The sequence below is a fragment of the Enterobacter sp. RIT637 genome (assembly GCF_019718755.1).
Classification (GTDB): Bacteria; Pseudomonadota; Gammaproteobacteria; order Enterobacterales; family Enterobacteriaceae; genus Enterobacter.
In genome coordinates this window covers 298,783-322,779 of the sequence record NZ_JAIHAZ010000003.1, presented here as the reverse complement: position 1 = coordinate 322,779, position 23,997 = coordinate 298,783, and the positions used below count along the sequence as shown (strand labels likewise).

The 23,997-nt window shown below is 59.4% G+C and carries 19 protein-coding genes; 10 read left to right on the top strand and 9 right to left on the bottom strand.

What is annotated here, in order from left to right:
* Window positions 1–85 precede the first annotated feature (85 nt).
* The gene (locus tag K5E19_RS08420; protein WP_221550790.1) at window positions 86–712 is read left to right on the top strand and encodes a glutathione S-transferase family protein; all 627 of its coding nucleotides are present in this window, start codon (window positions 86–88) and stop codon (window positions 710–712) included.
* Here K5E19_RS08420 and K5E19_RS08415 read toward each other — a convergent pair whose 3' ends face one another.
* Both K5E19_RS08415 and bssR read right to left on the bottom strand, forming a co-directional pair.
* On the bottom strand, window positions 713–1,831 hold the full coding sequence (locus K5E19_RS08415) for a PQQ-dependent sugar dehydrogenase (RefSeq protein ID WP_221550789.1): 1,119 nt from the start codon (window positions 1,829–1,831) through the stop codon (window positions 713–715).
* A 106-nt stretch (window positions 1,832–1,937) separates the two neighbouring features.
* Entirely contained in the window at window positions 1,938–2,321 is a 384-nt protein-coding gene (bssR, locus tag K5E19_RS08410; RefSeq protein WP_108415945.1) for a biofilm formation regulator BssR, read from the bottom strand.
* Between the two features lie 216 nt (window positions 2,322–2,537).
* On the opposite strand from bssR, the gene rimO reads away from it, so the two are divergent.
* Window positions 2,538–3,863, top strand: coding sequence for a 30S ribosomal protein S12 methylthiotransferase RimO (gene rimO / locus K5E19_RS08405; RefSeq protein ID WP_042715541.1), 1,326 nt, complete (start codon window positions 2,538–2,540; stop codon window positions 3,861–3,863).
* Window positions 3,864–3,923: 60 nt separating this feature from the next.
* On the opposite strand, the gene gsiD is transcribed toward rimO, so the two are convergent.
* The 5 genes from gsiD to iaaA are packed head-to-tail and all read right to left on the bottom strand — an operon-like array spanning window position 3,924 to window position 10,146.
* Entirely contained in the window at window positions 3,924–4,835 is a 912-nt protein-coding gene (gsiD, locus tag K5E19_RS08400) for a glutathione ABC transporter permease GsiD (RefSeq protein WP_010429000.1), read from the bottom strand.
* 1 nt (window position 4,836) lies between these two features.
* Complete coding sequence (gene gsiC, locus K5E19_RS08395) at window positions 4,837–5,757, bottom strand: glutathione ABC transporter permease GsiC (RefSeq protein WP_221550788.1); 921 nt, start codon at window positions 5,755–5,757, stop codon at window positions 4,837–4,839.
* Window positions 5,758–5,762: 5 nt separating this feature from the next.
* The gene (gsiB, locus tag K5E19_RS08390) at window positions 5,763–7,301 is read right to left on the bottom strand and encodes a glutathione ABC transporter substrate-binding protein GsiB (protein ID WP_221550786.1); all 1,539 of its coding nucleotides are present in this window, start codon (window positions 7,299–7,301) and stop codon (window positions 5,763–5,765) included.
* 23 nt (window positions 7,302–7,324) lie between these two features.
* Complete coding sequence (gsiA, locus tag K5E19_RS08385) at window positions 7,325–9,196, bottom strand: glutathione ABC transporter ATP-binding protein GsiA (RefSeq protein WP_221550785.1); 1,872 nt, start codon at window positions 9,194–9,196, stop codon at window positions 7,325–7,327.
* Between the two features lie 11 nt (window positions 9,197–9,207).
* Window positions 9,208–10,146: a beta-aspartyl-peptidase gene (gene iaaA / locus K5E19_RS08380; RefSeq protein ID WP_221550784.1), complete on the bottom strand. Its 939-nt coding sequence runs from the start codon at window positions 10,144–10,146 to the stop codon at window positions 9,208–9,210.
* Window positions 10,147–10,335: 189 nt separating this feature from the next.
* Here iaaA and moeA point away from each other — a divergent pair, with 189 nt between their 5' ends.
* Together moeA and moeB are read left to right on the top strand one after the other, a co-directional pair.
* Window positions 10,336–11,568, top strand: coding sequence for a molybdopterin molybdotransferase MoeA (gene moeA, locus K5E19_RS08375; RefSeq protein ID WP_221550783.1), 1,233 nt, complete (start codon window positions 10,336–10,338; stop codon window positions 11,566–11,568).
* Window position 11,569: 1 nt separating this feature from the next.
* Window positions 11,570–12,322 (top strand): molybdopterin-synthase adenylyltransferase MoeB, encoded by a 753-nt coding sequence (gene moeB / locus K5E19_RS08370; RefSeq protein ID WP_221550782.1) that lies wholly within the window; start codon window positions 11,570–11,572, stop codon window positions 12,320–12,322.
* A gap of 86 nt (window positions 12,323–12,408) precedes the next feature.
* Here the strand turns inward: moeB and fsa are convergent, their stop codons facing one another.
* A complete protein-coding gene (gene fsa, locus K5E19_RS08365) occupies window positions 12,409–13,071 on the bottom strand; it encodes a fructose-6-phosphate aldolase (protein WP_010428983.1) in 663 nt (220 codons plus the stop codon).
* 128 nt (window positions 13,072–13,199) lie between these two features.
* On the opposite strand from fsa, the gene K5E19_RS08360 reads away from it, so the two are divergent.
* The 4 genes from K5E19_RS08360 (at window position 13,200) to K5E19_RS08345 (ending at window position 18,925) form a co-directional block, all read left to right on the top strand.
* Window positions 13,200–14,099, top strand: a complete 900-nt coding sequence (locus tag K5E19_RS08360; protein ID WP_202762049.1) for a glycyl-radical enzyme activating protein — start codon at window positions 13,200–13,202, stop codon at window positions 14,097–14,099.
* Window positions 14,100–14,103: 4 nt separating this feature from the next.
* The gene (locus K5E19_RS08355; protein ID WP_221550781.1) at window positions 14,104–16,536 is read left to right on the top strand and encodes a formate C-acetyltransferase/glycerol dehydratase family glycyl radical enzyme; all 2,433 of its coding nucleotides are present in this window, start codon (window positions 14,104–14,106) and stop codon (window positions 16,534–16,536) included.
* Window positions 16,537–16,703: 167 nt separating this feature from the next.
* Window positions 16,704–17,519 (top strand): Cof-type HAD-IIB family hydrolase, encoded by an 816-nt coding sequence (locus K5E19_RS08350; protein WP_221550780.1) that lies wholly within the window; start codon window positions 16,704–16,706, stop codon window positions 17,517–17,519.
* 149 nt (window positions 17,520–17,668) lie between these two features.
* Entirely contained in the window at window positions 17,669–18,925 is a 1,257-nt protein-coding gene (locus K5E19_RS08345; protein ID WP_221550779.1) for a DUF1479 domain-containing protein, read from the top strand.
* On the opposite strand, the gene K5E19_RS08340 is transcribed toward K5E19_RS08345, so the two are convergent.
* Window positions 18,922–19,995, bottom strand: a complete 1,074-nt coding sequence (locus K5E19_RS08340) for a LacI family DNA-binding transcriptional regulator (protein WP_221550777.1) — start codon at window positions 19,993–19,995, stop codon at window positions 18,922–18,924. The genes K5E19_RS08345 and K5E19_RS08340 overlap by 4 nt on opposite strands.
* Window positions 19,996–20,283: 288 nt before the next feature.
* Between K5E19_RS08340 and K5E19_RS08335 the strand changes: the two genes are divergently transcribed.
* Window positions 20,284–21,585 (top strand): MFS transporter, encoded by a 1,302-nt coding sequence (locus K5E19_RS08335; RefSeq protein WP_023335029.1) that lies wholly within the window; start codon window positions 20,284–20,286, stop codon window positions 21,583–21,585.
* Between the two features lie 17 nt (window positions 21,586–21,602).
* Window positions 21,603–23,966, top strand: a complete 2,364-nt coding sequence (locus K5E19_RS08330) for a glycoside hydrolase family 31 protein (RefSeq protein WP_221550776.1) — start codon at window positions 21,603–21,605, stop codon at window positions 23,964–23,966.
* Window positions 23,967–23,997: the final 31 nt, after the last annotated feature.

Here is a 23,997-nt window from a genome sequence, read left to right as displayed (position 1 = left end):
TTTTTTGTCTTCTGTTGCGTAATTGTTAGGTTTATCTCACCATGGCGAAAAGCTGACTCGGATTCACATCTCATCGGGAGTAAATATGATTACGCTGTGGGGCAGGAACAACTCAACCAACGTGAAGAAAGTGCTCTGGACGCTGGAGGAACTGGATTTACCCTTTAATCAAATCATGGCGGGCATGTCGTTCGGCGTGAACAAAGAGGCCGACTATCTGGCGATGAACCCGAACGGGCTGGTGCCGCTGCTGCGCGACGATGAGACCGATGCCACGCTGTGGGAGTCCAACACCATTGTCCGTTACCTTGCCGCGCAGTACGGTCAGGGCCGTCTGTGGGTGGAGAGCCCGGCCAAGCGTGCTCAGGGTGAAAAGTGGATGGACTGGGCTAACCAGACGCTCTCTCCCACTCACCGCGTGATCCTGATGGGGCTCATCCGCACGCCGGAAGCCGAACGCGACTATCCTGCCATTCATGCCGCTCAGGACGCCTGCGAATCCCTGTTTGCGATGATGGACGACGAGCTGGCGAAGCACAAATGGTTCTCAGGTGACTCGTTCGGCGTGGGCGATATTGCGGTTGCGCCATTCGTCTGGAATCTGACCAATATGGGTCTGAAATGGACGCCGCGCCCTCACCTCGACCGCTGGCTTCAGCAGCTCAGCGAGCGCCCGGCGTACCGTAACGCGGTGATGATCCCGGTAACCTGATTACGTGCCGGACGGGCTGACTTTCAACAGTTGCCCGTCCGTCTCGTCGGTCAGGACATATAAATAGCCGTCAGGCCCAACCCGCACATCGCGAATACGCCGATCTTTATCACCCAGAATACGCCCGTCTTCCGTCACCTTATTGCAGTCGACGCTCAGCATGATGACGTCTTTCTCCTTCAGCGCACCGATAAACAGTTTGTTTTTCCACTGCGGGAAGACGTCGCTGTTATAAAACGCCATGCCGCTCACCGCGGGGGAAACCTTCCAGACAAACAGCGGTTTTTCCGTTCCCTCCGCGTGCTCGCCTTTGGCTTCCGGGATTTTCAGGCCGCTGTAGTTGATGCCGTGGGTCGCCAGCGGCCAACCGTAATTCTTCCCTTTTTCCGGAATGTTGATTTCATCCCCGCCGCGCGGGCCGTGCTCGTTAAGCCACAGCGTGTCGCTCCACGGGTTCATCGCCATCCCCTGTGGGTTACGAATGCCGTAAGACCAGATTTCAGGCCGCGCGCCGGAGGTGTTCACAAACGGGTTATCCGGCGGCACCTTCCCGTCCTCCGTCAGGCGCACCACTTTGCCCTGAAGCTTGTCCAGATCCTGCGCCGTCGGGCGCTGGTTATTCTCGCCAAGGGCAATAAACAGATAGCCTTTGCCGTCGAACGCCAGCCGACCGCCAAAATGGTTCCCGGTGGAGAGTTTCGGCATCTGGCGGAACACCACCTGGAAGGCTTCAATGCGCGACAGATCGTCGCTCAGCCGACCGTAGCCCACCGCCGTTCCCGCTTTCCCGTCATTACCCACTTCGGCATAGCTCAGCCAGATGCGTCGCGATTGTTCAAAATCGGGTGCCAGCACCACGTCCAGCAAACCGCCCTGGCCGTTCGCCCACACTTTGGGCACGCCGACAATCGGGTCAGACAACCCCTTCCCGGCCTGCCAGCGTTTCAGCTGGCCGCCTCTGAGCGTGATGAGCACACCTTTATTGTCCGGCAAAAAGGCCAGTGACCAGGGGTGATCGAGTCGGTTTTGCAACACCTCGACCTTTACCGCGTCAGGGGCAGCGAGAAGAGAAAAAGGGAAAAATAACGCAGGCAGTAAAATCAGCGAGGATCGATGCATAACACGCTCCTTTATCGGCATATGGCATAAAGATTAGCCACAACGTTCGGGCGCGTTACCACTTTTACAAAAGCTTAATCAGAAGGGGGAGTCGCCTCCCCCTGGCTCAGTGCTGGGCAAGCTTCGCATGCTCGTTCAGACACATGATGCAAAGAGAGAGCGTTGTCAGGCAGTTTTCAAGCTTCTCCGCGTTAACAGCGATAAAATTCGGGCAGTCGTGGCGTCCGTTCATCAAACATACCCCTGCAATGGAGAGCACCTCAGCGGCGCGGCGCAGCGCCATCAGCTCGCTTTCGTCGTATTCCGCTTTCAGGGTCGGTGCTTTTTCACGCATGAAATTGCAAAGTTCAAACAGATTATCACGCAGATGTTCGCTTTCGCTGACTGACATATAGCCTTTTGCCTTCCTGAGCTGCAGATAGGCGGCCAGGTCGATTCGGGCGTTGATCAGCTTGTTAAGCAGATCGCGTTTCAGTCTGTCAACGGACATGCTATTTCCTCCTCTGTCAGTCATGTTGCACATTCAGAATAAGGTCATTTTTTGTACAATTTAATGCCTGAGATCAATAATTCTTAACTGATTAACATTCTTTACAATGTTACAACCTCTCCTCACCGCATCCGCCATGCAAAGAGTGTATAAATCCCCCGCGATACGCTGTAAAATCCCGCCCTGATAACTCCATAATTGATGAATTTTTAACCTATGAGCAATGTTACGCACCAGCCGAAAATCGGCTTCGTCTCCCTCGGCTGCCCGAAAAACCTGGTGGATTCCGAACGCATCCTGACCGAACTTCGTACCGAAGGCTATGACGTGGTGCCAAGCTACGATAATGCCGACATGGTGATCGTCAACACCTGCGGCTTTATCGACAGTGCGGTTCAGGAGTCTCTGGAAGCCATCGGGGAAGCCCTGACCGAAAACGGCAAAGTGATTGTCACCGGCTGTCTGGGCGCGAAAGTGGATCAGATCCGCGAAGTGCACCCGAAGGTGCTGGAGATCACCGGTCCGCACAGCTACGAGCAGGTGCTGGAACATGTTCATCACTACGTGCCAAAACCAAAGCACAACCCGTTCCTGAGCCTAGTGCCGGAACAGGGCGTGAAGCTAACGCCGCGCCACTATGCGTACCTGAAAATTTCCGAAGGCTGCAACCATCGCTGCACCTTCTGCATCATCCCGTCCATGCGTGGCGATCTGGTGAGCCGTCCGATCGGTGAAGTGCTGGCGGAAGCCAAACGTCTGGCCGACGCGGGCGTGAAGGAGCTGCTGGTGATTTCCCAGGACACCTCGGCCTACGGCGTGGATGTGAAACACCGCTCCGGTTTCCACAACGGCGAGCCGGTGAAAACCAGCATGGTCGGCCTGTGCGAGCAGCTTGCTAAGCTCGGTATCTGGACGCGTCTGCACTACGTCTACCCGTACCCGCACGTTGACGATGTGATCCCGCTGATGGCGGAAGGCAAAATTCTGCCGTACCTGGATATCCCGCTGCAGCACGCCAGCCCGCGCATCCTGAAGCTGATGAAACGTCCTGGCTCCGTTGACCGCCAGCTGGCGCGCATCAAGCAGTGGCGTGAAATCTGTCCGGATCTAACCCTGCGCTCGACCTTTATCGTCGGCTTCCCGGGTGAAACCGAAGAAGATTTCCAGATGCTGCTCGACTTCCTGAAAGAAGCACGTCTGGACCGCGTAGGCTGCTTCAAATACAGCCCGGTTGAAGGCGCAACCGCCAACGAGCTGGCGGACCAGGTACCGGAAGAAGTGAAAGAAGAGCGCTGGAACCGCTTCATGCAGCTGCAGCAGCAGATCTCTGCCGAGCGTCTGCAGGAGAAAGTGGGCCGCGAGATCATGGTGATCGTTGACGAAGTGGACGAAGAGGGCGCGATTGGCCGTAGCATGGCGGATGCCCCTGAAATCGACGGCGCGGTGTACCTGAACGGCGAAACCAGCGTTAAGCCGGGTGATATTATTCGCGTGAAGGTTGAAAACGCGGATGAATATGACCTGTGGGGTAGCCGGGTTTAATCTCACCCCTCTGTTGTAGGCCGGGTAAGGCGTAGCCGCCACCCGGCACATTTCACTGCACTACCCCTTAATCCTCGGATCCAGCGCGTCGCGCAGCCCGTCCCCCAGCAGGTTAAACGCCAGCACGGTCAGGAAAATCGCCAGACTCGGGAAGATCGCCACGTGCGGCGCAATCACCATATCCGCCCTCGCCTCGTTCAGCATCGCGCCCCACTCCGGCGTTGGAGGCTGCGCCCCTAACCCCAGAAACGACAGGCTGGCCGCCGAGATAATCGACACGCCGATGCGCATGGTGAAATAGACCACGATGGACGACACCGTACCCGGCAGAATATGGCTGAACAGGATCGTGGCGTCACTGGCCCCCATGCTGCGGGCGGATTCGATAAAGGTCTGCTGCTTCAGCACCAGCGTGTTGCCGCGCACCAGACGGGCAAAGGCCGGAATCGAAAAGACCGCGACCGCAATGATGACGTTCGCCATGCCGCTGCCCATGATCGCCACCACGGCAATCGCCAGCAGAATGCCGGGGAAGGCAAACAGCACATCGCAGATACGCATGATGATGCGGTCCCACCAGCCTTCGTAATACCCGGCGACGAGACCCAGCACCGTGCCTATCGCCGCGCCGATCAGCACCGCAAAGACCCCGGCGGCGAGCGAGATCTGCGCCCCCACCAGCACGCGGCTGAAGATATCGCGCCCGAGCGAATCCACGCCAAACCAGTGCATCATCGACGGCCCGTCGTTCAGACGGTCATAGTCAAAATAGTTTTCCGCATCAAACGGCGCGACCCACGGCGCAACGATCGCCACCACAATCAGCAGCAGGACAAACAGCCCCGCCGTCATCGCGACCGGCTGACGACGAAAACGCCGCCAGAATTCAGACCACGGGGTGCGGATGTGCTCCGGCTTTAGCCCCGGCATAGCGTTTAATACGGCCTGACGACGCCAGTTCAACAATCGCATCTTACTTGTACCTGATGGCCGGGTTAATGGCGGCGTAAAGCACGTCAACCACTAAGTTGATAAGAATAAACTCCAGCGAGAAAAGCAGGACTTCCGCCTGAATGACCGGGTAATCGCGCATGTCGACCGAATCGACCAGCAGGCGCCCCAGCCCCGGCCAGTTGAAGACCTTCTCCACCACAATGGAGCCGCCCAGCAGGAAGCCAAACTGCAGCCCCATCATCGTGACCACCGGGATCATCGCGTTGCGAAAACCGTGCTTGAGGATGACCCACTTCTCGCTGACCCCTTTCGCCCGCGCGGTGCGGATGTAGTCTTCGCTCAGCACGTCGACAAATGAGGCGCGGGTAAAGCGCGCCATCACAGCCGCCACGGCTGCACCAAGGGTCATCGATGGGAGAATGTAGTGCTTCCAGGTATCTGCGCCCACGGTCGGCAGCCAGCCCAACTCCACGGAGAAGATCTGCATCAGCAGCATCCCGAGGGCGAATGCCGGGAAGGAGATGCCGGTCACGGCCAGCGCCATACCCAGTTTATCCGGCCACCGGTTGCGCCAGACGGCGGCGACAATCCCCGCACCGAGACCAAACACCACCGCCCAGCCCATGCTGGCAAGGGTTAACCAAAAGGTCGGCATAAAGCGGCTGGCAATCTCTTCCGACACAGGGCGACGCGACACCATGGAGGTGCCAAAATCGCCCTGCAGAACGTTGCCAATATAGTGCAGGAACTGCACATACAACGGCCTGTCGAGGCCAAGCTGCTTGCGCACCAGTTCAATAACGGTCGCATCCGCCTCGGGCCCGGCAATCAGCCGCGCCGGATCCCCCGGCAGCATATGGACAAACAGAAACACCAGCACCGCCACAATCAGCAGCGTCGGGATAAGCCCCAGCAGGCGTTTACAAACATAATTCAGCATGAGTGTTATTTTAAATCCGCGTCGTCAAAGCTAAAGCCCGTATCCGGCATGATATAGAACCCGGTCAGCGCTTTGTTATGGGCGGAGACCAGTTTTTCCACCACCAGCGGCACCCATGGCGACTCTTTCCAGATGATATCCTGCGCGTCTTTGTAGAGGCGCGCTTTCTCTTCCGGTTTGGTGGTTTTCAGCGCGTCAGAGAGGTCTTTATCCACCTGCGGATTGCTGTAGAACGCGGTATTGAACAGGGTTGGCGGCCAGTTCTGCGAGGCAAACAGCGGCGACAGCGCCCAGTCGGCTTCACCGGTCGAGGCCGTCCAGCCGGTATAGAACATCCGCACCCCGCTCTCTTTTTGCCCTTTCCCCTCAACCTCAGCCGCACGCTGTCCGGCATCCATCGCGGTCACCTGCGCCTTGATGCCGACCTGCGCCAGCTGCTGCTGGGTAAACTGCAGCACCTTCTGGGCGGTACTGTGATTATGCGACGACCACAGCGTGGTGCTGAAACCGTTCGGGAAGCCCGCCTCTTTCAGCAGCGCGCGCGCTTTGGCCGGATCGTAAGGCCACGGCTGGTAACTTTGCGCATAGGCGATAGCCGGCGGCAGCACGCCGGTCGCCGGGGTGGCATAGCCCGCAAAGGCGACCTTCACCAGCGCCTGACGATTAATGGCGTAGTTGATGGCCTCACGCACCTTCGGGTTATCGAACGGCTTTTGCGTGACGTTCATGCTGATGTAGCGCTGCATGATCGACGGGCTGGCAACCAGCTCAAGCTTGCTGTTTTTAGCCAGCAGCGCTGCCTGCTCGTAGGGGATCGGGAAGGCAAACTGCGCCTCGCCGGTTTGCAGCATCGCCGCGCGGGTGTTGTTGTCCACCACCGGACGCCAGGTAATGGTGTCCAGCTTCGGCAGCCCCTGCTGCCAGTATCCGGCGAATTTCTTCACCTTCACAAAATCGGTCTGGTTCCAGGTGAGCAGTTCGTAAGGGCCGGTGCCAACAGGGTGGAAGCCGATCTCCTTACCGTATTTTTTCAGCGCGGCGGGAGAAATCATCACCGTCGCCGGATGCGCAAGAATGTTGATAAACGCGGAGAACGGCTCTTTCAGGGTGATCTTCACGGTTGCCGGGTCGACCGCCTCGGTACTGGCGATATTTTTATACAGGTTATAGCGCTTGAGGCTATTTTCCGGATTGCTGGCGCGATCGAGGTTAACCTTCACCGCCTCCGCGTTGAAATCCGTACCGTCCTGGAACTTCACGCCGGAACGCAGCTTGATGGTATACACCAGCCCGTCGTCCGAAACGGTGTAGCTCTCCGCCAGCACGTTTTTGAGCTTCATCTCTTTATCCAGGCCAAACAGCCCCTGGTAGAACGATTTCGCCACCGCCTGCGACAGCGTGTCGTTAGCATCATACGGATCGAGCGTCGTAAAATTAGAGCCGACCGCCACGACCACGTCTTTGGCAGCGAACGCGGGGGCGACGGCCAGCGCCGCCGTCACGCTCGCGGCTAACAGCCATGTCCGAGCAACAAATTTAACCATTGTGTTCTCCTGCCTGGTGTACGTTATAACCGCGAGAATGCATTGTCCTGACGCGGTGGTGCGACAAAATGACCGGGGCCGACTTCCCGAAGCGTAACGCGCTCCAGAGTTTCGCCCCGTTTACGAATATTGCTCGGCATTTCATCCTGCAGCAGCACGCGCTGTGCGTGGTGATGTGCAGGATCGGCAACCGGCACAGCGGCCATCAGCTTGCGGGTGTAGGGATGCTGCGGGTTTTCAAATACCGCCCGCCGCGGGCCAATCTCAACAATTTGCCCCATGTACATCACCGCAACACGATGGCTGATACGCTCCACCACCGCCATATCATGCGAGATAAACAGGAAGGCAATGCCCATATCCCGCTGTAAATCGAGCAGTAAATTGATGATTTGCGCGCGGATAGAGACATCCAGCGCCGAAACGGACTCATCCGCAATCACCACTTTTGGATTCAGCGCCAGCGCGCGGGCGATGCATATACGCTGCCGCTGTCCGCCGGAAAACTCGTGGGGATAACGCCAGGCATGTTCAGGCTTCAGCCCGACGCGCTCCAGCAGCCAGGCCACGCGACGCTGCGCCGCGTCCCCGTCGAGCAGGTTATGCACCCGCAGCGGCTCCATGATCGAATACCCCACCGTATGACGCGGATCGAGAGAGGCATACGGATCCTGGAAAATAAACTGAATATCCCGACGCACGGCCTGCAGCCTGCTGTCTGGCAGGGTGTCGATACGTTCGCCGTTAAAGGTAATGGTCCCGGCCTGGGTCTCCACCAGCCTGAGCAGCGCGCGTCCGGTCGTGGATTTACCGCAGCCCGACTCTCCCACCAACGCCAGCGTTTCGCCCGGCCAAAGATCAAAACTGACGTTTTCCACCGCATGGACTTCGCGCTTCACGCGATTGAACACCCCGCTGCGCAGCGGAAAACGCGTGACCAGATCGCGAACTTCGAGAATGGGCCTGCCCGGCACCACCGTATCTTGCTCGGTTTCGGCTGTCTGCACGCCCGCCTCGCCCTGAGCCATCAAAGGAAAACGGCGCGGTAAATCGCTGCCGTTCATCGCCCCAAGACGCGGCACCGCCGCCAGCAGCGCTTTGGTGTAAGGATGAACAGGCGCATGAAAGATCTGCTCAACCGTGCCCGTCTCCACGGCGTGCCCCTGGTGCATCACCAGTACGCGATCGGCGATATCCGCCACCACGCCCATGTCGTGGGTGATAAAAATCACCCCCATCTCCATCTCCTGCTGCAGCACTTTGATCAGCTGCAGGATCTGCGCCTGAATCGTCACGTCCAGCGCCGTCGTCGGCTCGTCGGCGATCAGCACCGCCGGACGGCACGAGAGCGCCATCGCAATCATGACGCGCTGACGCATCCCCCCGGAAAGCTGATGCGGGTAGCGCCCGAGAATGGCCTGCGCTTCAGGAATGCGCACCCTCTCCAGCATCCGCTTCGCTTCAAGCAGCGCTTCATCGCCGCTTAACCCCTGATGCAGGCGGATGGACTCGGCAATCTGCTCGCCCACCGGAAAAACCGGGTTCAGCGAGGTCATCGGCTCCTGGAAAATCATGGCGATATCCGCCCCGCGCACGCCCTGCATCTGGGAGCCACTCAGTTCATTTAAATCAATGACCTGACGGTTACGGCGGCGCAGGAGCATTTTCTCGCTGCCGATCTGCCCGCCCGTTTGCTCCAGCAGGCGCATCAATGCCAGTGCGGTAACCGACTTACCGGAACCAGACTCACCGACGATGGCCAGCGTTTCGCCGCGATGCAGCGAAAACGATAAATTCTGTACTGCGGGGATGAACTGCCGCTCCTCCTGAAACGCAATATTCAGCTGATGGACAGCCAGTACCTGGCGGTTGTCCAGCTCTTCACTGTGCGGCACGTTTTGCCCCCTTATTCACGATAGATCCCCGTACTGGGCTCATCACCGGCATAGCCCCAGGCGCGGTACATCCCTTCGCTGTTAAACGGCAGGGCCACGTTGCCCTCACGATCCACCGCAATCAACCCGCCGACGCCGCCAAGCGCCGGGAGTTTTTCCATCACCACGCGCTCGCAGGCTTCGCTGAGGCTTAAACCGCCGTAATCCATCAGCGCGGTAATGTCATACGCCGCGAGTGCGCGGATAAACACTTCCCCGGTTCCGGTACACGACACCGCCGCCGTGGCGTTGTTGGCATAGCACCCTGCGCCCGGCAGCGGGCTATCGCCGACGCGTCCAGGCAGCTTGTTGGTCATCCCGCCCGTTGACGTCGCCGCCGCGAGGTTTCCGGCCTTATCGAGCGCCACCGCGCCGACCGTGCCCATTTTGGTGGTTTCATCCAGCGGCGCACTGTGGTCAAGCTGCGTCATGCCCGCCGAACGGGCTTCCAGCAGCTGCTGATAGCGCTCCTCCGTGGAAAACAGATCCGGCGATACCGGCTCCATCCCGTGTTCGAAGGCAAACTTCTCCGCGCCTTCGCCCGTCAGCAGGACGTGCGGACTCTCTTCCATCACCAGTCGCGCTGCCAGCACAGGGTTGCGCAGACGGCTGACGCTTGCCACGGCGCCCGCTTTCAGGGTAATACCGTCCATCACGCAGGCATCCAGCTCGTGGGTTTCATCCCGGGTAAAGACCGAGCCGATCCCCGCGTTAAACAACGGGCACTCTTCCAGCAGACGCACCGCCTCGGTGACCACATCCAGCGCGCTCTCGCCCGCCTCCAGCATCCGCTGGCCTGTTTCCACAATGGCGTACAGCGCGTCAATGTAGCGCTTTTCCTGCTCGGGACTGAGCTGTGCACGGGTGATTGCCCCGGCGCCACCATGAATTGCGATTACCGCATTAACCATTTCGCATCACCCGTTAGCCTGATTTGCGGCTTTTTCTATAAATATCATTATCGTCGATGAAACTTCAGATGATTTTTGAATATAGAAAGACGCAACTGTGATGTAAAGCGTACACCTATCGGGTCATACAGTTAGCCGCACTTTTCTGCCATAATGAGCGCTTTCGTTGTTACTCCGCAGGAGCCCACCATGGATTTTACCGCCGGACTGATGCCGCTTGAGACGGCACTCACGCAGATGCTTGACCGAGTTTCCCCGCTGCATGACGTTGAGACGCTGCCGCTCGTGCGCTGTTTTGGCCGTATTGCCGCGCGCGATATCGTCTCTCCGCTTAACGTGCCGGGGTTTGATAATTCCGCGATGGACGGTTACGCGGTACGCCTGGCGGATCTCCAGACGGGTAACGCCCTGCCGGTGGCGGGTAAAGCCTTTGCGGGTCAGCCGTTTAGCGGTGAATGGCCTGCGGGCACCTGCGTGCGCATCATGACCGGCGCGCCGATTCCGGCCGGCACCGACGCCGTGGTGATGCAGGAAGAGACCGAACAGACCGACGACGGCGTGCGTTTTACCGCGAACGTTAAAGCGGGCCAGAACATCCGCCGCACGGGCGAAGATATCACGCTTGGCGCAACGGTCTTTGCCGCCGGACAGAAGCTGACGGTAGGTGAACTGCCGGTGCTGGCCTCGCTCGGCGTTGCTGAAATCGACGTGATCCGTAAAGTGCGCGTCGCCGTTTTCTCCACCGGAGACGAGCTGCAGCTTCCAGGCCAGCCGCTGCAGGACGGCCAGATTTACGATACCAACCGTCTGGCGGTACACCTGATGCTGGAGCAGCTGGGCTGCGAGGTGATTAACCTCGGCATCATTCCTGACGATCCGGAAAAACTGCGCGCCGCGTTTATCGAGGCAGATAACGCTGCCGACGTGGTCATCAGCTCCGGCGGCGTCTCCGTGGGCGAAGCGGATTACACCAAAACCATCCTTGAAGAGCTGGGCGAAATCGCCTTCTGGAAGCTGGCGATCAAGCCGGGCAAACCCTTCGCGTTTGGCAAGCTCACGCACAGCTGGTTCTGCGGCCTGCCGGGTAATCCGGTCTCGGCGGCACTCACCTTCTACCAGCTGGTGATCCCGCTGCTGGCGAAGCTTTCCGGCAACAAGGCTAACCCACTGCCTGAACGCCAGCGCGTGCGCGCCGCCACGCGCCTGAAAAAATCGCCGGGCCGCCTCGATTTCCAGCGCGGCATTCTGGCGCGCAACGCGGACGGAGAATTGGAAGTGAGCACCACCGGGCACCAGGGCTCACACATTTTCAGCTCCTTCAGCCAGGGCAACTGCTTTATCGTGCTGGAGCGCGAGCGCGGCAGCGTGGAGCCGGGCGAGTGGGTTGAGGTTGAGCGCTTCAACCACCTGTTCGGAGGCTGACATGACGGTGGAGCTGAGCGACCAGGAGATGATGCGCTACAACCGCCAGATTGTGCTGCGCGGGTTTGACTTCGAGGGTCAGGAGGCGCTCAAGGCAGCAAGCGTGCTGGTTGTCGGCCTGGGCGGTCTGGGCTGCGCCGCCGCGCAGTATCTTGCGGCGGCGGGCGTGGGCAGGATGACGCTGCTGGATTTCGATACCGTATCGGTGTCTAACCTGCAGCGCCAGACGCTGCACAGCGACGCGACGGTTGGTCAGCCGAAAGTGGACTCTGCCCGCACGGCGCTGGCGCGCATCAACCCCAACGTTCAGTTCACCCTGATTGACGCGATGCTGGATGACGACGCCTTGTCCGCGCAGATTGCGCAACACGACCTGGTGCTGGACTGCACCGACAACGTCGCCGTCCGTAACCAGTTAAACGCAGGCTGTTTTGCCCACAAAATCCCGCTGGTCTCCGGCGCGGCGATCCGCATGGAGGGGCAAATCACTGTCTTTACCTACGCTGAGGGTGAACCCTGCTACCGCTGCCTGAGCCGCCTGTTCGGCGAGAACGCGCTGACCTGCGTTGAGGCGGGCGTAATGGCCCCGCTGGTCGGCGTGATTGGCTCCCTGCAGGCGATGGAAGCGATCAAAGTCCTGGCGCACTACGGCACGCCTGCCGCGGGAAAAATCGTAATGTATGACGCGATAACCTGCCAGTTCCGCGAGATGAAGCTGATGCGCAACCCGGGGTGTGAGGTTTGTAGTCAGTAAAAAAGTCGGGTGGCGGCTCCGCCTTACCCGACCTACAACGGCTCGAACGTAGGCCGGGTAAGCGCCAGCGCCACCCGGCAACAGCATTAGATAGACGTCCGTCCAAACGCCCCCTGCCAGTCCTGCTCAAACTTCACAATCGCCGCATCCACGGCCGGAGAGGTAATAAACTGCTGCGCCACGTCCAGCGGCAGCGTGATGGACTCGCACCCTGCCAGCAGGCAGTCCAGCGCCTGACGCGGCGTTTTAAAGCTCGCGGCCAGCACCTTTGACTGCGGTGCGTGCAGCGTCAGCAGCTGTTGCAGTTCAACCACGGTCTGGATCCCGTCCCCGCCCTGCGCGTCCACGCGGTTAACGTAAGGCGCCACATACTCCGCTCCCGCCAGCGCGGAGAGCATCCCCTGCGCGGCGCCGTACACCGCCGTGCCCAGCGTCGGGATCCCTTCGGCTTTCAGCATCTTGATCGCCGCCAGCCCTTCCGCGGTCACCGGCACTTTCACCACCAGATCGTTAATGATGGCTCGCAGCTTACGCGCGTCCTCCACCATCCCTTCGGCGGTGGTCGCCATCACCTGGGCGAACAGACGGCCTTTGCCGCCCAGCGCGTCGTGCAGCTCTGGCAGCAACACGTCCAGCGGCGTTTTACCTGCCGCCACAATGCTTGGATTGGTGGTCACGCCCGCCAGCGGGAAGATACGCGCCAGCTTTTTGACTGCCGCAACGTCAGATGTGTCGAGATAAAGTTCCATGATGTCACCCTCAAAATTAGCCTGCACTTACCCTATCACGACAAAACCTGCTCAGTAGTTGACCTGCATCAAGATAACTTTCATTCGAAAGTCATTTAATCTTCATATGCAAGATGAGAGGCGAAATCATGATCTTCAATATTCAGCGTTACTCTACCCACGACGGCCCCGGTATTCGAACCGTGGTGTTCCTGAAAGGCTGCTCGCTGGGCTGTCGCTGGTGCCAGAACCCGGAAAGCCGCTCCCGCAGCCGGGACGTGCTGTTTGATGCGCGCCTGTGCCTTGACGGCTGCGACCTGTGCCAGCAGGCGGCGCCGGGCTGCATCGAACGCGCGCTGAACGGGCTGGTCATCCACCGCGAAAAGCTTGATGACGCCACGCTCAACGCCCTTACCGACTGCTGCCCGACGCAGGCGCTGACCGTCTGCGGTGAAGAACAGCAGGTCGAGGAGATCATGGCGACCGTACTGCGCGACAAACCCTTCTACGACCGCAGCGGCGGCGGGATCACCCTCTCCGGCGGAGAGCCGTTTATGAACCCTGAACTGGCGCACGCCCTGTTTAAAGCCAGCCACGAACAGGGGATCCACACCGCCGTCGAAACCTGCCTTCACGTGCCCTGGCACTATATCGAGCCGTCATTACCCTATGTCGATCTGTTCCTCGCCGACCTGAAGCACGTCGACGGTGACGTGTTCAAACAGTGGACGGACGGTTCGGCCAAGCGGATCCTGGATAACCTGAAACGCCTTGCCGCCGCCGGGAAAAAAATCACCATCCGCGTGCCGCTGATCCAGGGCTTTAACGCCGATGAAGCCTCCATAACCGCCATTACCAACTTCGCCGCCGACGAGCTTGGCGTCGAGGATATTCATTTTCTGCCGTATCACACGCTGGGCATGAACAAATACACCCTGCTCGGCCAACCCTACTCTGCCCCTGACAAACCGCTGGATAATCCTGCCCTGCTGGACTTCGCGCAGCAGTACGCCTGCCAGAAAGGGTTAACCGCGACCTTACGAGGATAAACCTATGACAACCCTGAATCTCAATACCCTCAGCGAACGTATTAAAGCGCACAAAATGGCGCTGGTGCATATCGTCAAGCCGCCGGTCTGTACCGAGCGCGCGCAGCATTACACCGAAATGTATCAGCAGCACATGGACAAGCCGATTCCGGTGCGTCGCGCCCTGGCGCTGGCGCATCATCTGGCGGAACGCACCATCTGGATCAAACACGACGAGCTGATTATCGGTAACCAGGCAAGCGAAGTGCGCGCCGCGCCGATTTTCCCGGAATATACCGTCTCCTGGATTGAGAAAGAGATCGACGATCTGGCGGACCGCCCGGGCGCGGGCTTTGCGGTGAGCGAAGAGAACAAGCGCGTGCTGCATGAGATCTGCCCGTGGTGGCGCGGCCAGACGGTGCAGGATCGCTGCTACGGCATGTTCACCGACGAGCAGAAAGGCCTGCTGGAAACCGGCATTATCAAAGCCGAAGGCAACATGACCTCCGGCGACGCGCACCTGGCCGTTAACTTCCCGCTGGTGCTGGAGAAAGGCCTCGACGGCCTGCGCGCCAAAGTGGCCGAGCGCCGCTCGCGCATCAATCTGACGGTGCTGGAAGACCTGCACGGCGACCAGTTCCTGAAGGCGATTGATATCGTGCTGGAAGCGGTGAGCCTGCACATTAAACGCTTTGCCGATCTGGCGCGTGAAATGGCGTCTACCGAAACCCGCGAAAGCCGCCGCGACGAGCTGCTGGCGATGGCGGAAAACTGCGACGTGATTGCTCACGAGCCGCCAAAAACCTTCTGGCAGGCGCTGCAGCTGTGCTACTTCATTCAGCTGATCCTGCAGATTGAGTCCAATGGTCACTCCGTCTCCTTCGCGCGTATGGACCAGTATCTCTATCCGTACTACCGTCGCGACGTGGAACTGAACCAGAGCCTGGATCGCGAACACGCCATCGAGCTGCTGCACAGCTGCTGGCTGAAGCTGCTGGAAGTAAACAAGATCCGCTCCGGCTCTCACTCCAAGGCTTCCGCCGGTAGCCCGCTGTACCAGAACGTCACCATCGGCGGCCAGAAGCTGGTAAACGGTGAGCCGATGGACGCGGTGAACCCGCTCTCCTACGCGATTCTGGAATCCTGCGGTCGCCTGCGCTCCACCCAGCCGAACCTGAGCGTGCGCTACCACGCGGGCATGAGCAACGACTTCCTCGACGCCTGCGTGCAGGTGATCCGCTGCGGCTTCGGCATGCCCGCATTCAACAACGATGAAATCGTGATCCCGGAATTCATCAAGCTCGGCGTTGAACGAGATGATGCCTACGACTACGCGGCCATCGGCTGTATCGAAACCGCGGTGGGCGGCAAGTGGGGCTATCGCTGCACCGGCATGAGCTTTATCAACTTCGCCCGCGTCATGCTGGCCGCACTGGAAGGTGGGCGCGATGCCACCAGCGGCAAGGTGTTCCTGCCGCAGGAGAAAGCGCTCTCTGCCGGTAACTTCGACAACTTCGACGAAGTGATGGCGGCATGGGACAGCCAGATCCGCTACTACACCCGCAAATCCATCGAAATTGAGTACGTGGTGGACACCATGCTGGAAGAGAACGTCCACGATATTCTCTGCTCGGCGCTGGTGGACGACTGCATCGAGCGCGCGAAAAGCATCAAGCAGGGCGGCGCGAAGTATGACTGGGTCTCCGGCCTGCAGGTGGGCATCGCCAACCTCGGCAACAGCCTGGCAGCGGTGAAAAAGCTGGTGTTCGAGCAGGGCACTATCGGTCAGCAGCAGCTGGCGGCCGCCCTGGAGGATGACTTCGACGGGCTGACCCACGAGCAGCTGCGCCAGCGCCTGATCAACGGCGCGCCGAAGTACGGCAACGATGACGACAGCGTGGACATGCTGCTGACGCGCGCCTACCAGACCTACATTGAAGAGCTGAAGCAGTACCACAACCCGCGCTACGGCCGCGGCCCGATTGGCGGTAACTACTACGCAGGCACCTCCTCGATTTCCGCAAACGTGCCGTTTGGCGCGGCGACAATGGCCACCCCGGACGGACGTAAGGCGCACACCCCGCTGGCGGAAGGGGCAAGCCCGGCTTCCGGTACGGACCACCTCGGCCCGACGGCGGTAATTGGCTCAGTCGGTAAACTGCCTACCGAGGCGATTCTCGGCGGCGTGCTGCTGAACCAGAAGCTGAACCCGTCGACGCTGGAAAACGACAGCGATCGCCAGAAGCTGATGGTGCTGCTGCGCACCTTCTTCGAGGTGCATAAGGGCTGGCATATTCAGTACAACATCGTCTCGCGCGAAACGCTGCTGGAAGCGAAGAAACATCCTGACCAGTATCGTGATCTCGTGGTGCGCGTGGCGGGCTACTCGGCGTTCTTCACTGCCCTGTCGCCGGATGCGCAGGACGATATTATCGCTCGTACTGAGCATACGCTGTAAAAAAACGCCCGGTGGCGCTTCGCTTACCGGGCCTACATTATCTCCCCCGTAGGCCGGGTAAGGCGAAGCCGCCACCCGGCTTTCTGACTTTCATTCGAAATTAAATTTGTGCTCCCCGTCACCTTGTTATTAGAATGTTTCAAAACGCAGTGACCCAGGAGCACAGTATGACCGTTAAAGTTATCGTCACCGATATGGACGGAACTTTCCTTGATGATGCCAAGCAGTACGATCGTGACCGCTTCCAGGCACAGTTTGAACAGCTTAAAGCCCGCGACATTGAATTTGTTGTCGCCAGCGGCAACCAGTATTACCAGCTCATCTCCTTCTTTCCGGAGCTGAAAGACAGGATCTCCTTCGTGGCGGAAAACGGCGCGCTGGTGTTCGATCGCGGGGAACAGATTTTCCACGGCGAGTTGACGCGTCATGAATCGCAGATCGTGATTGGCGAACTGCTGAAAGACAAAGGGCTGAACTTCGTGGCCTGCGGGCTGGAGAGCGCCTACGTCAGCGACCAGGCCCCTGAAGAATTCGTCGCACTGATGTCAAAGCACTATCATCGCTTAAAGCGCATCAGCGATTACCGCGAAATCGACGACGTGCTGTTTAAGTTCTCCCTGAACCTGCCGGACAGCGATATCCCTAATCTGGTGGATAAACTTCACGTCTCCCTGGACGGCATCATGAAGCCGGTCACCAGCGGCTTTGGCTTTGTGGATTTAATTATCCCCGGCCTGCACAAAGCCAACGGCATCAGCCGCCTGCTGAAACGCTGGAAAATCTCCCCGCAGGATTGCGTGGCCATTGGCGACAGCGGCAACGATGCCGAGATGCTGAAGCTGGTGAAATATTCCTTTGCGATGGGCAACGCGGCGCAGAGCATCAAAGAAATCAGCCGCTACAGCACCGACGACAACAACCATCAGGGCGCGCTGAACGTCATTCAGGCCGTGCTCGACAACCATTCCCCGTTCGACGCCTGATCCTCTCCTCGCCGGAGCCTCGCTCCGGCCTCTCACTCTTTTTCCGTCCTGTGGCTTGCGTCAAGTTTTTAAACTTGCATTAACTTATTTTTAACTTAAAGTATCACTTGTAGATATTTTTACTTTCGAATGAAAGATGCGAGGCAGTTATGACCTTTACCAGTGAAACTTTGCCAGCGGATCACAAAGCGGCAATCCGTCAGTTGAAACGTGAGCTGCGCGCGCAGATCGGCGACGTGCAGGCGGTGTTTAATAAGCTCAGCGACAAAATTGCCACCCGCGTGGCGGAGATCAACGCCCTTAAGAACAAAGGCGAATCCGTCTGGCCGGAGATCCCGTTTGCGGATGTGAAAAACGGCACCATTACCGACGCACAGCGCGAGGCGGTAAAACGCCGCGGCTGCGCGGTGATTAAAGGTCATTTCCCGCGCGAGCAGGCGCTGGCGTGGGATCGGTCGATGCTCGACTATCTCGATCTGAACAAATTTGACGACGTATACAAAGGGCCAGGCGATAACTTCTTCGGCACCTTAACGGCCTCCCGCCCGGAGATTTACCCGATTTACTGGTCGCAGGCGCAGATGCAGGCGCGCCAGAGCGAAGAGATGACGCAAGTGCAGTCGTTCCTGAACCGTTTATGGACTTTCGAGAGCAACGGCAAGCAGTGGTTCAACCCGGACGTGAGCGTGATTTACCCGGACCGCATCCGCCGCCGTCCGCCGGGAACCACCTCGAAAGGACTGGGCGCGCATACCGACTCCGGCGCGCTGGAGCGATGGCTGCTTCCGGCCTATCAGCAGGTGTTCGCCCGCGTGTTTGACGGCAACGTCGACAAGTACGATCCGTGGAACGCCGCACACCGTACCGAAGTGGAAGAGTACACCGTCGATAACACCACCAAATGCTCGGTGTTCCGCACCTTCCAGGGCTGGACGGCGCTGTCGGACATGATCCCCGGACAGGGCTTGCTGCACGTGGTGCCGATCCCAGAAGCGATGGCCTATATCCTGCTGCGCCCGCTGCTGGACGACGTGCCGGAGGACGAGCTTTGCGGCGTGGCGCCGGGGCGCGTGCTGCCGGTTTCCGAGAAGTGGCACCCGCTGCTCATCGAGGCATTAAGCAGCATTCCGGCACTCGAGGCGGGCGATTCCGTGTGGTGGCACTGCGATGTGATCCACTCCGTCGCGCCGGTGGAAAATCAGCAGGGCTGGGGCAACGTGATGTACATCCCTGCCGCGCCAATGTGCGAGAAAAACCTCGCCTACGCGAAAAAGGTCAAGGAAGCACTGGAAACCGGCGCGTCGCCGGGAGACTTCCCGCGCGAGGATTATGAAAAGAGCTGGCAGGACCGCTTTACCGTGAACGATCTCAACATCCACGGCAAGCGCGCCCTGGGCATGATCTAGCTGTCGTACAGCCCTTCCCGCTCTACGGCGGTGCGTCGTTTCCCCTGACGTATCCGCCGTACCGATTCCCGTACGGTCAGCGTGCCGTTAAGCAACAAGGTTCCCACCGGCGCGTCCGGGCGCATCAGCCGCTGCTGGAGCATATATACCGCTTCAGTTCCCAGCTCATCGCGCGGAACGTGCACGGCCGTTAAGGGAACATCCTGAATCGCCGCCAGGTTAAAGCCGTCAATACTCATCACCGAGACGTCCTGCGGCACGCGCAGGCCGTGGTTTTGTAATGCGCTAATGGTGCCCGCCGCCATAAAGTCGCCGCCGACCAGGAACGCCGTCGGCAGGTCTTTGCCCTTCTGCTGGTTAAGCCACTCGCTGACCATCTGTTCCGTTTCACGCGCGCTGAAGCTGGGCACCACCAGCAGATCGCGTTTATCGTTGAACTTCAGGTTGTGGGACAGCCACGCATTGCGGATCCCCGACAGGCGCAGCTCCATGGTGTAGCGGCGCAGGCACAGCACGTTCATCACCTCGCGGTGCCCCATCTCGAACAGGTACTCCGCAGCCCGCTCGCCAATGGCGCGATGATCCGGCGCGACAGCAGGCAGACGCATGTGGCGGTCCCGGCAGTTAATCAGCATGCAGGGCTTCCCCACGTCCACCGCCAGATCGTGAATGTGGGGATCGTCGATGCCAAGAAGGATTGCCGCCTGGGTGTCCGCTTCATTCATGCGCGCCAGAAAAAGCTGGGCGTCGCTGTCGTTCTCTTCCAGCGCGCAGTAGCGAAGGCGCACGTCGTGGGATGCCAGGCCTTTACTCACGCTCTGGATCACGCGGTAGTAAAAGATGTCGGACCGCTCGTCGAAGGCGCGCTGGGGGGCAAAAACCACCAGGCTATTGAGCAGCAACCGCCCCGCTGCCATGCCGTCCATTACCCCCAGCTCCCGCGCGCACGCCAGCACCTTCGCGCGCGCTTTTTCACTGGTATTCGCTTTTCCCGCCAGCACCCGCGACACGGTGCTGATCGAGAGCTGCGTCCGGGCGGCGATTTCGGTGATTTTTAGCCTTTTGTCCATTTTGTGATCTGGCTCCATTTGCGAAATGAAAAAATTTTCATAGCGTATCCGTCAGGCAATAACTGACATAAATACCATCATGCCAGAGGCTTTTCGTCAGTTATGAGAAATTTTGCACAAAATCCACTATTGCCTGCTCATTTTCTCCCTTAAGGTGAACTTGTCACACAACTTCCATACTAGTTGTATACCAACTTAAGCATTTTAAACGGGTAGAAATCAAAGGCATAAAAATCTGTGTGACACCTGAACCTCCGTCCCCTTACCGTCCGTCTTGTGGAGAGTAAAATGAGTCAGGACATCAATAACACCGTTGCGACAAGCAAAACCCGTCGCGTCATCAAGAACCTGCGCTGGTATGTGCTGGTGCTGTTCTTACTTGGCGTCACCGTTAACTACATCACCCGAAACTCGCTCGGGATCCTCGCCCCGGAACTGAAAGAGAGCCTCGGGATCACCACCGAGCAATACTCCTGGATCGTCGGCGCTTTCCAGATCGCCTACACCATTTTCCAGCCCCTGTGCGGCTGGCTGATTGACGTCATTGGCCTGAAGATTGGCTTTATGGTCTGCGCCGGGATCTGGGCGCTGATGTGTATTTTCCACGCGGGCGCCGGAAGCTGGCTGCACCTGGCGATTCTGCGCTTCTTCATGGGTGCCTCTGAGGCCGCCGCCACCCCGGCGAACGCCAAAACCATCGGCGAATGGTTCCCGAAATCAGAGCGCCCCGTTGCCGCTGGCTGGGCGGGCGTGGGCTTCTCCATCGGCGCGATGCTGGCTCCGCCTATCATCTATTTTGCTCACGCGTCGTTCGGCTGGCAGGGCGCGTTTATGTTTACCGGCGTGCTGGCACTGCTGTGGGTGATCCTGTGGTGGGCGTTCTACCACAACCCGGAGCAGCACCCGAATCTGAGCAAGGACGAGCTGGCGTTCATCAAGCAGGACAACGAACCGCCTGCGGTGAGACTGCCCTTCCTGACCGCGCTGAAAACCGTCTCGAAAAACAAACGCTTCTACGGTATCGCCATCCCGGCCTTTATGGCGGAACCGGCCTGGGCGGTGCTGAGTTTCTGGGTGCCGCTGTACCTCGCCAAAGAGCACGGCATGGATCTGAAGCAGATTGCGATGTTTGCCTGGCTGCCGTTCCTCGCCGCCGACCTCGGCAGCGTGGCGAGCGGCTACCTGACGCGTCTGTACACCCGCCTGTTCGGCTGCTCCCGCGTTAACTCGGTCGTTGCCAGCTCCGTGACGGGCGCGTTCCTGATGATCTCGCTGGGTATCGTGGCCATTACCCGCGACCCGTATATCACCATCGTGCTGATCTCCATCGGCGGCTTCGGGCATCAGATCATCTCCTGCATGCTGAGCGCCCTGGTCGTGGAGTCGTTCGACAAAGGCCAGATGGCGACCGTCAACGGCATGCGCGGCTCGGCGGCGTGGATCGCCAGCTTCCTGTTCTCGCTGTTAATCGGCGTGACCGCCGACAAAATCGGCTTTAACCCACTCTTTATTGCCATGGGCTTCTTTGACCTGATTGGCGCTGTCTTCCTGGTAGCATTTATTGCTGAACGCCGCGCCAAGCGCGCCTGATAGTGGATGTATTGCATATGAAAACCCTGAAAAACTGGACCGTAGATAAGCAGTCGGCAAACCATCTGGAACTGCTGGTCGATAACCAGCACCGCCTGTGCCTGTATGTGCTGGAAGAGAACCTGTTCCGCGTGCTGATTAAGCGCAAAGGCGAGCTGGCGCTGGACCGCACCTGGAGCATCGCGCCGGAAAAAGACGTGCCCTGGGAAGGCCGCCGTCGTGACGACACAAGCGGCTTCTCCTGCCCGGCCTGGACCCTGACGCAGCAGGATGAGACGCTCACCGTGGCAACCGAACAGCTGCGCGTGACGGTCCACCAGCCGCTGTGGCTGGAGTGGCACTACCGCAATGAGGCGGGCGAGTGGCAGCCGCTGGTCAACGACCGTCCAACCAGCGCCTACCTGCTGAACGCCCACGGCGACGGCGTAGCGCACTATCTGAGCCGTCGTAAGGACGAACGTTTTTACGGCCTGGGCGAGAAAGCGGGCGATCTGCAGCGCAACGGCAAACGCTATGAGATGCGCAACCTCGACGCAATGGGGTACAACGCGGCCAGCACCGACCCGCTCTACAAGCACATCCCGTTCACTATCGCCCGCCGCGACGATGTCAGCTACGGCCTGTTCTACGACAACCTGAGCAGCTGCTGGCTGGATCTGGGCAACGAAATCGACAATTACCACACCGCCTACCGTCGCTGGCAGGCGGAAGCGGGCGATATCGATTACTACATTTTTACCGGCAAGCGCGTGCTGGACGTCACCAAAGCCTTCGTGCGCCTGACCGGGAAAACGCTGTTCGGACCGAAGTGGAGCCTGGGCTACAGCGGCTCGACCATGCACTACACCGACGCGCCGGACGCGCAAAACCAGCTGATGAACTTCATCCGCCTTTGCGAAGAGCACGCCATTCCGTGCGACTCGTTCCAGCTCTCCTCCGGCTATACCTCCATCAACGGCAAGCGCTACGTCTTTAACTGGAACTACGACAAGGTGCCGCAGCCGAAGGTGATGAGCCAGGCGTTCCACGACGCAGGGCTCAAGCTTGCGGCCAACATCAAGCCGTGCCTGCTACAGGACCATCCGCGCTATAGCGAAGTGGCGGAGAGCGGCCTGTTCATTCGCGATTCAGAAACCGATGCACCGGAACGTTCCAGCTTCTGGGATGACGAAGGCTCGCACCTCGACTTTACCAACCCGCAGACGGTGCAGTGGTGGCAGAACGGCGTCACCACGCAACTGCTGGAGATGGGCATCGACTCCACCTGGAACGATAACAACGAATATGAAGTGTGGGACGGAGAAGCGCGCTGCTTTGGCTTCGGCAAGGAGATCGCCATCAAGCACATTCGCCCGGTGATGCCGCTGCTGATGATGCGCGCCTCGCTGGAAGCGCAGCAGCGTTTCGCGCCGGAAAAGCGCCCGTATCTCATCTCCCGCTCCGGCTGCGCCGGGATGCAGCGCTACGTCCAGACCTGGAGCGGCGACAACCGCACCAACTGGGATACCCTGCGCTATAACATCCGCATGGGGCTGGGCATGAGCCTGTCCGGGCTGTTCAACGTCGGTCACGACGTCGGCGGTTTCTCCGGCGATAAGCCGGACGCCGAGCTGTTCGTGCGCTGGGTGCAGAACGGCGTGATACATCCGCGCTTTACCATTCACTCGTGGAATGATGACCACACCGTGAACGAGCCGTGGATGTACCCGGGCGTCACGCCAGCCATTCGAGGTGCGGTTGAGCTGCGCTACCGCCTGCTGCCGTACCTCTACACCCTGCTCTGGCAGGCGCACGCCGACGACGAGCCGATGCTGCGCCCGACCTTCCTCGATCACGAGCACGATGCGCAGACGTTTGAAGAGTGCGATGACTTCCTGCTGGGCCGCGATCTGCTGGTCGCCAGCGTCGTCGAAGCCGGGCAGCGCGAGCGCCGCGTCTGGCTGCCGGATAATGCCACCGGCTGGTACGATTTTTACACCCACGCATGGTATGCGGGCGGCCAGTCGATCGTTCTCGACGCGCCGCTGGAAAAACTGCCGCTGCTGGTGCGCGCCGGTGCCGGTCTGCCGCTGAGCGAACGCATTACTCACGTGTCCGCTGAAAAAGACGACACCCGCGAGCTGAAGCTGTTCCCGGTGAAGGGCGTCGGGACGACCTCGGGCATGCTGTTCGAAGATGACGGCGAAAGCTGGGGCTACCAGAACGGCAATGCGCTGTGGGTGGAGTGGGAAATGGTGTGCGATGGCGCAACCATCAACCTGAAGGTCAACGCGCGCGGGGATTATCGTCCGTCGTGGAAAGCGCTGAAGGTGTCGTTACCGGTAGGGGAAAAACGTACGCTGCTGGTGAACGGGGTTGAAGGGAGTGAGTGGGTGGTGTAGTGCGGCCTGATGCCCTCACCCTAACCCTCTC

Coding starts and splice junctions, on each gene's coding strand:
- K5E19_RS08420 (WP_221550790.1), top strand. CDS start 86: ATGATTACGCTGTGGGGCAGGAACAACTCAACCAACGTGAAGAAAGTG.
- K5E19_RS08415 (WP_221550789.1), bottom strand. CDS start 1,831: ATGCATCGATCCTCGCTGATTTTACTGCCTGCGTTATTTTTCCCTTTT.
- bssR (WP_108415945.1), bottom strand. CDS start 2,321: ATGTCCGTTGACAGACTGAAACGCGATCTGCTTAACAAGCTGATCAAC.
- rimO (WP_042715541.1), top strand. CDS start 2,538: ATGAGCAATGTTACGCACCAGCCGAAAATCGGCTTCGTCTCCCTCGGC.
- gsiD (WP_010429000.1), bottom strand. CDS start 4,835: ATGCGATTGTTGAACTGGCGTCGTCAGGCCGTATTAAACGCTATGCCG.
- gsiC (WP_221550788.1), bottom strand. CDS start 5,757: ATGCTGAATTATGTTTGTAAACGCCTGCTGGGGCTTATCCCGACGCTG.
- gsiB (WP_221550786.1), bottom strand. CDS start 7,301: ATGGTTAAATTTGTTGCTCGGACATGGCTGTTAGCCGCGAGCGTGACG.
- iaaA (WP_221550784.1), bottom strand. CDS start 10,146: ATGGTTAATGCGGTAATCGCAATTCATGGTGGCGCCGGGGCAATCACC.
- moeA (WP_221550783.1), top strand. CDS start 10,336: ATGGATTTTACCGCCGGACTGATGCCGCTTGAGACGGCACTCACGCAG.
- moeB (WP_221550782.1), top strand. CDS start 11,570: ATGACGGTGGAGCTGAGCGACCAGGAGATGATGCGCTACAACCGCCAG.
- fsa (WP_010428983.1), bottom strand. CDS start 13,071: ATGGAACTTTATCTCGACACATCTGACGTTGCGGCAGTCAAAAAGCTG.
- K5E19_RS08360 (WP_202762049.1), top strand. CDS start 13,200: ATGATCTTCAATATTCAGCGTTACTCTACCCACGACGGCCCCGGTATT.
- K5E19_RS08355 (WP_221550781.1), top strand. CDS start 14,104: ATGACAACCCTGAATCTCAATACCCTCAGCGAACGTATTAAAGCGCAC.
- K5E19_RS08350 (WP_221550780.1), top strand. CDS start 16,704: ATGACCGTTAAAGTTATCGTCACCGATATGGACGGAACTTTCCTTGAT.
- K5E19_RS08345 (WP_221550779.1), top strand. CDS start 17,669: ATGACCTTTACCAGTGAAACTTTGCCAGCGGATCACAAAGCGGCAATC.
- K5E19_RS08340 (WP_221550777.1), bottom strand. CDS start 19,995: ATGGACAAAAGGCTAAAAATCACCGAAATCGCCGCCCGGACGCAGCTC.
- K5E19_RS08335 (WP_023335029.1), top strand. CDS start 20,284: ATGAGTCAGGACATCAATAACACCGTTGCGACAAGCAAAACCCGTCGC.
- K5E19_RS08330 (WP_221550776.1), top strand. CDS start 21,603: ATGAAAACCCTGAAAAACTGGACCGTAGATAAGCAGTCGGCAAACCAT.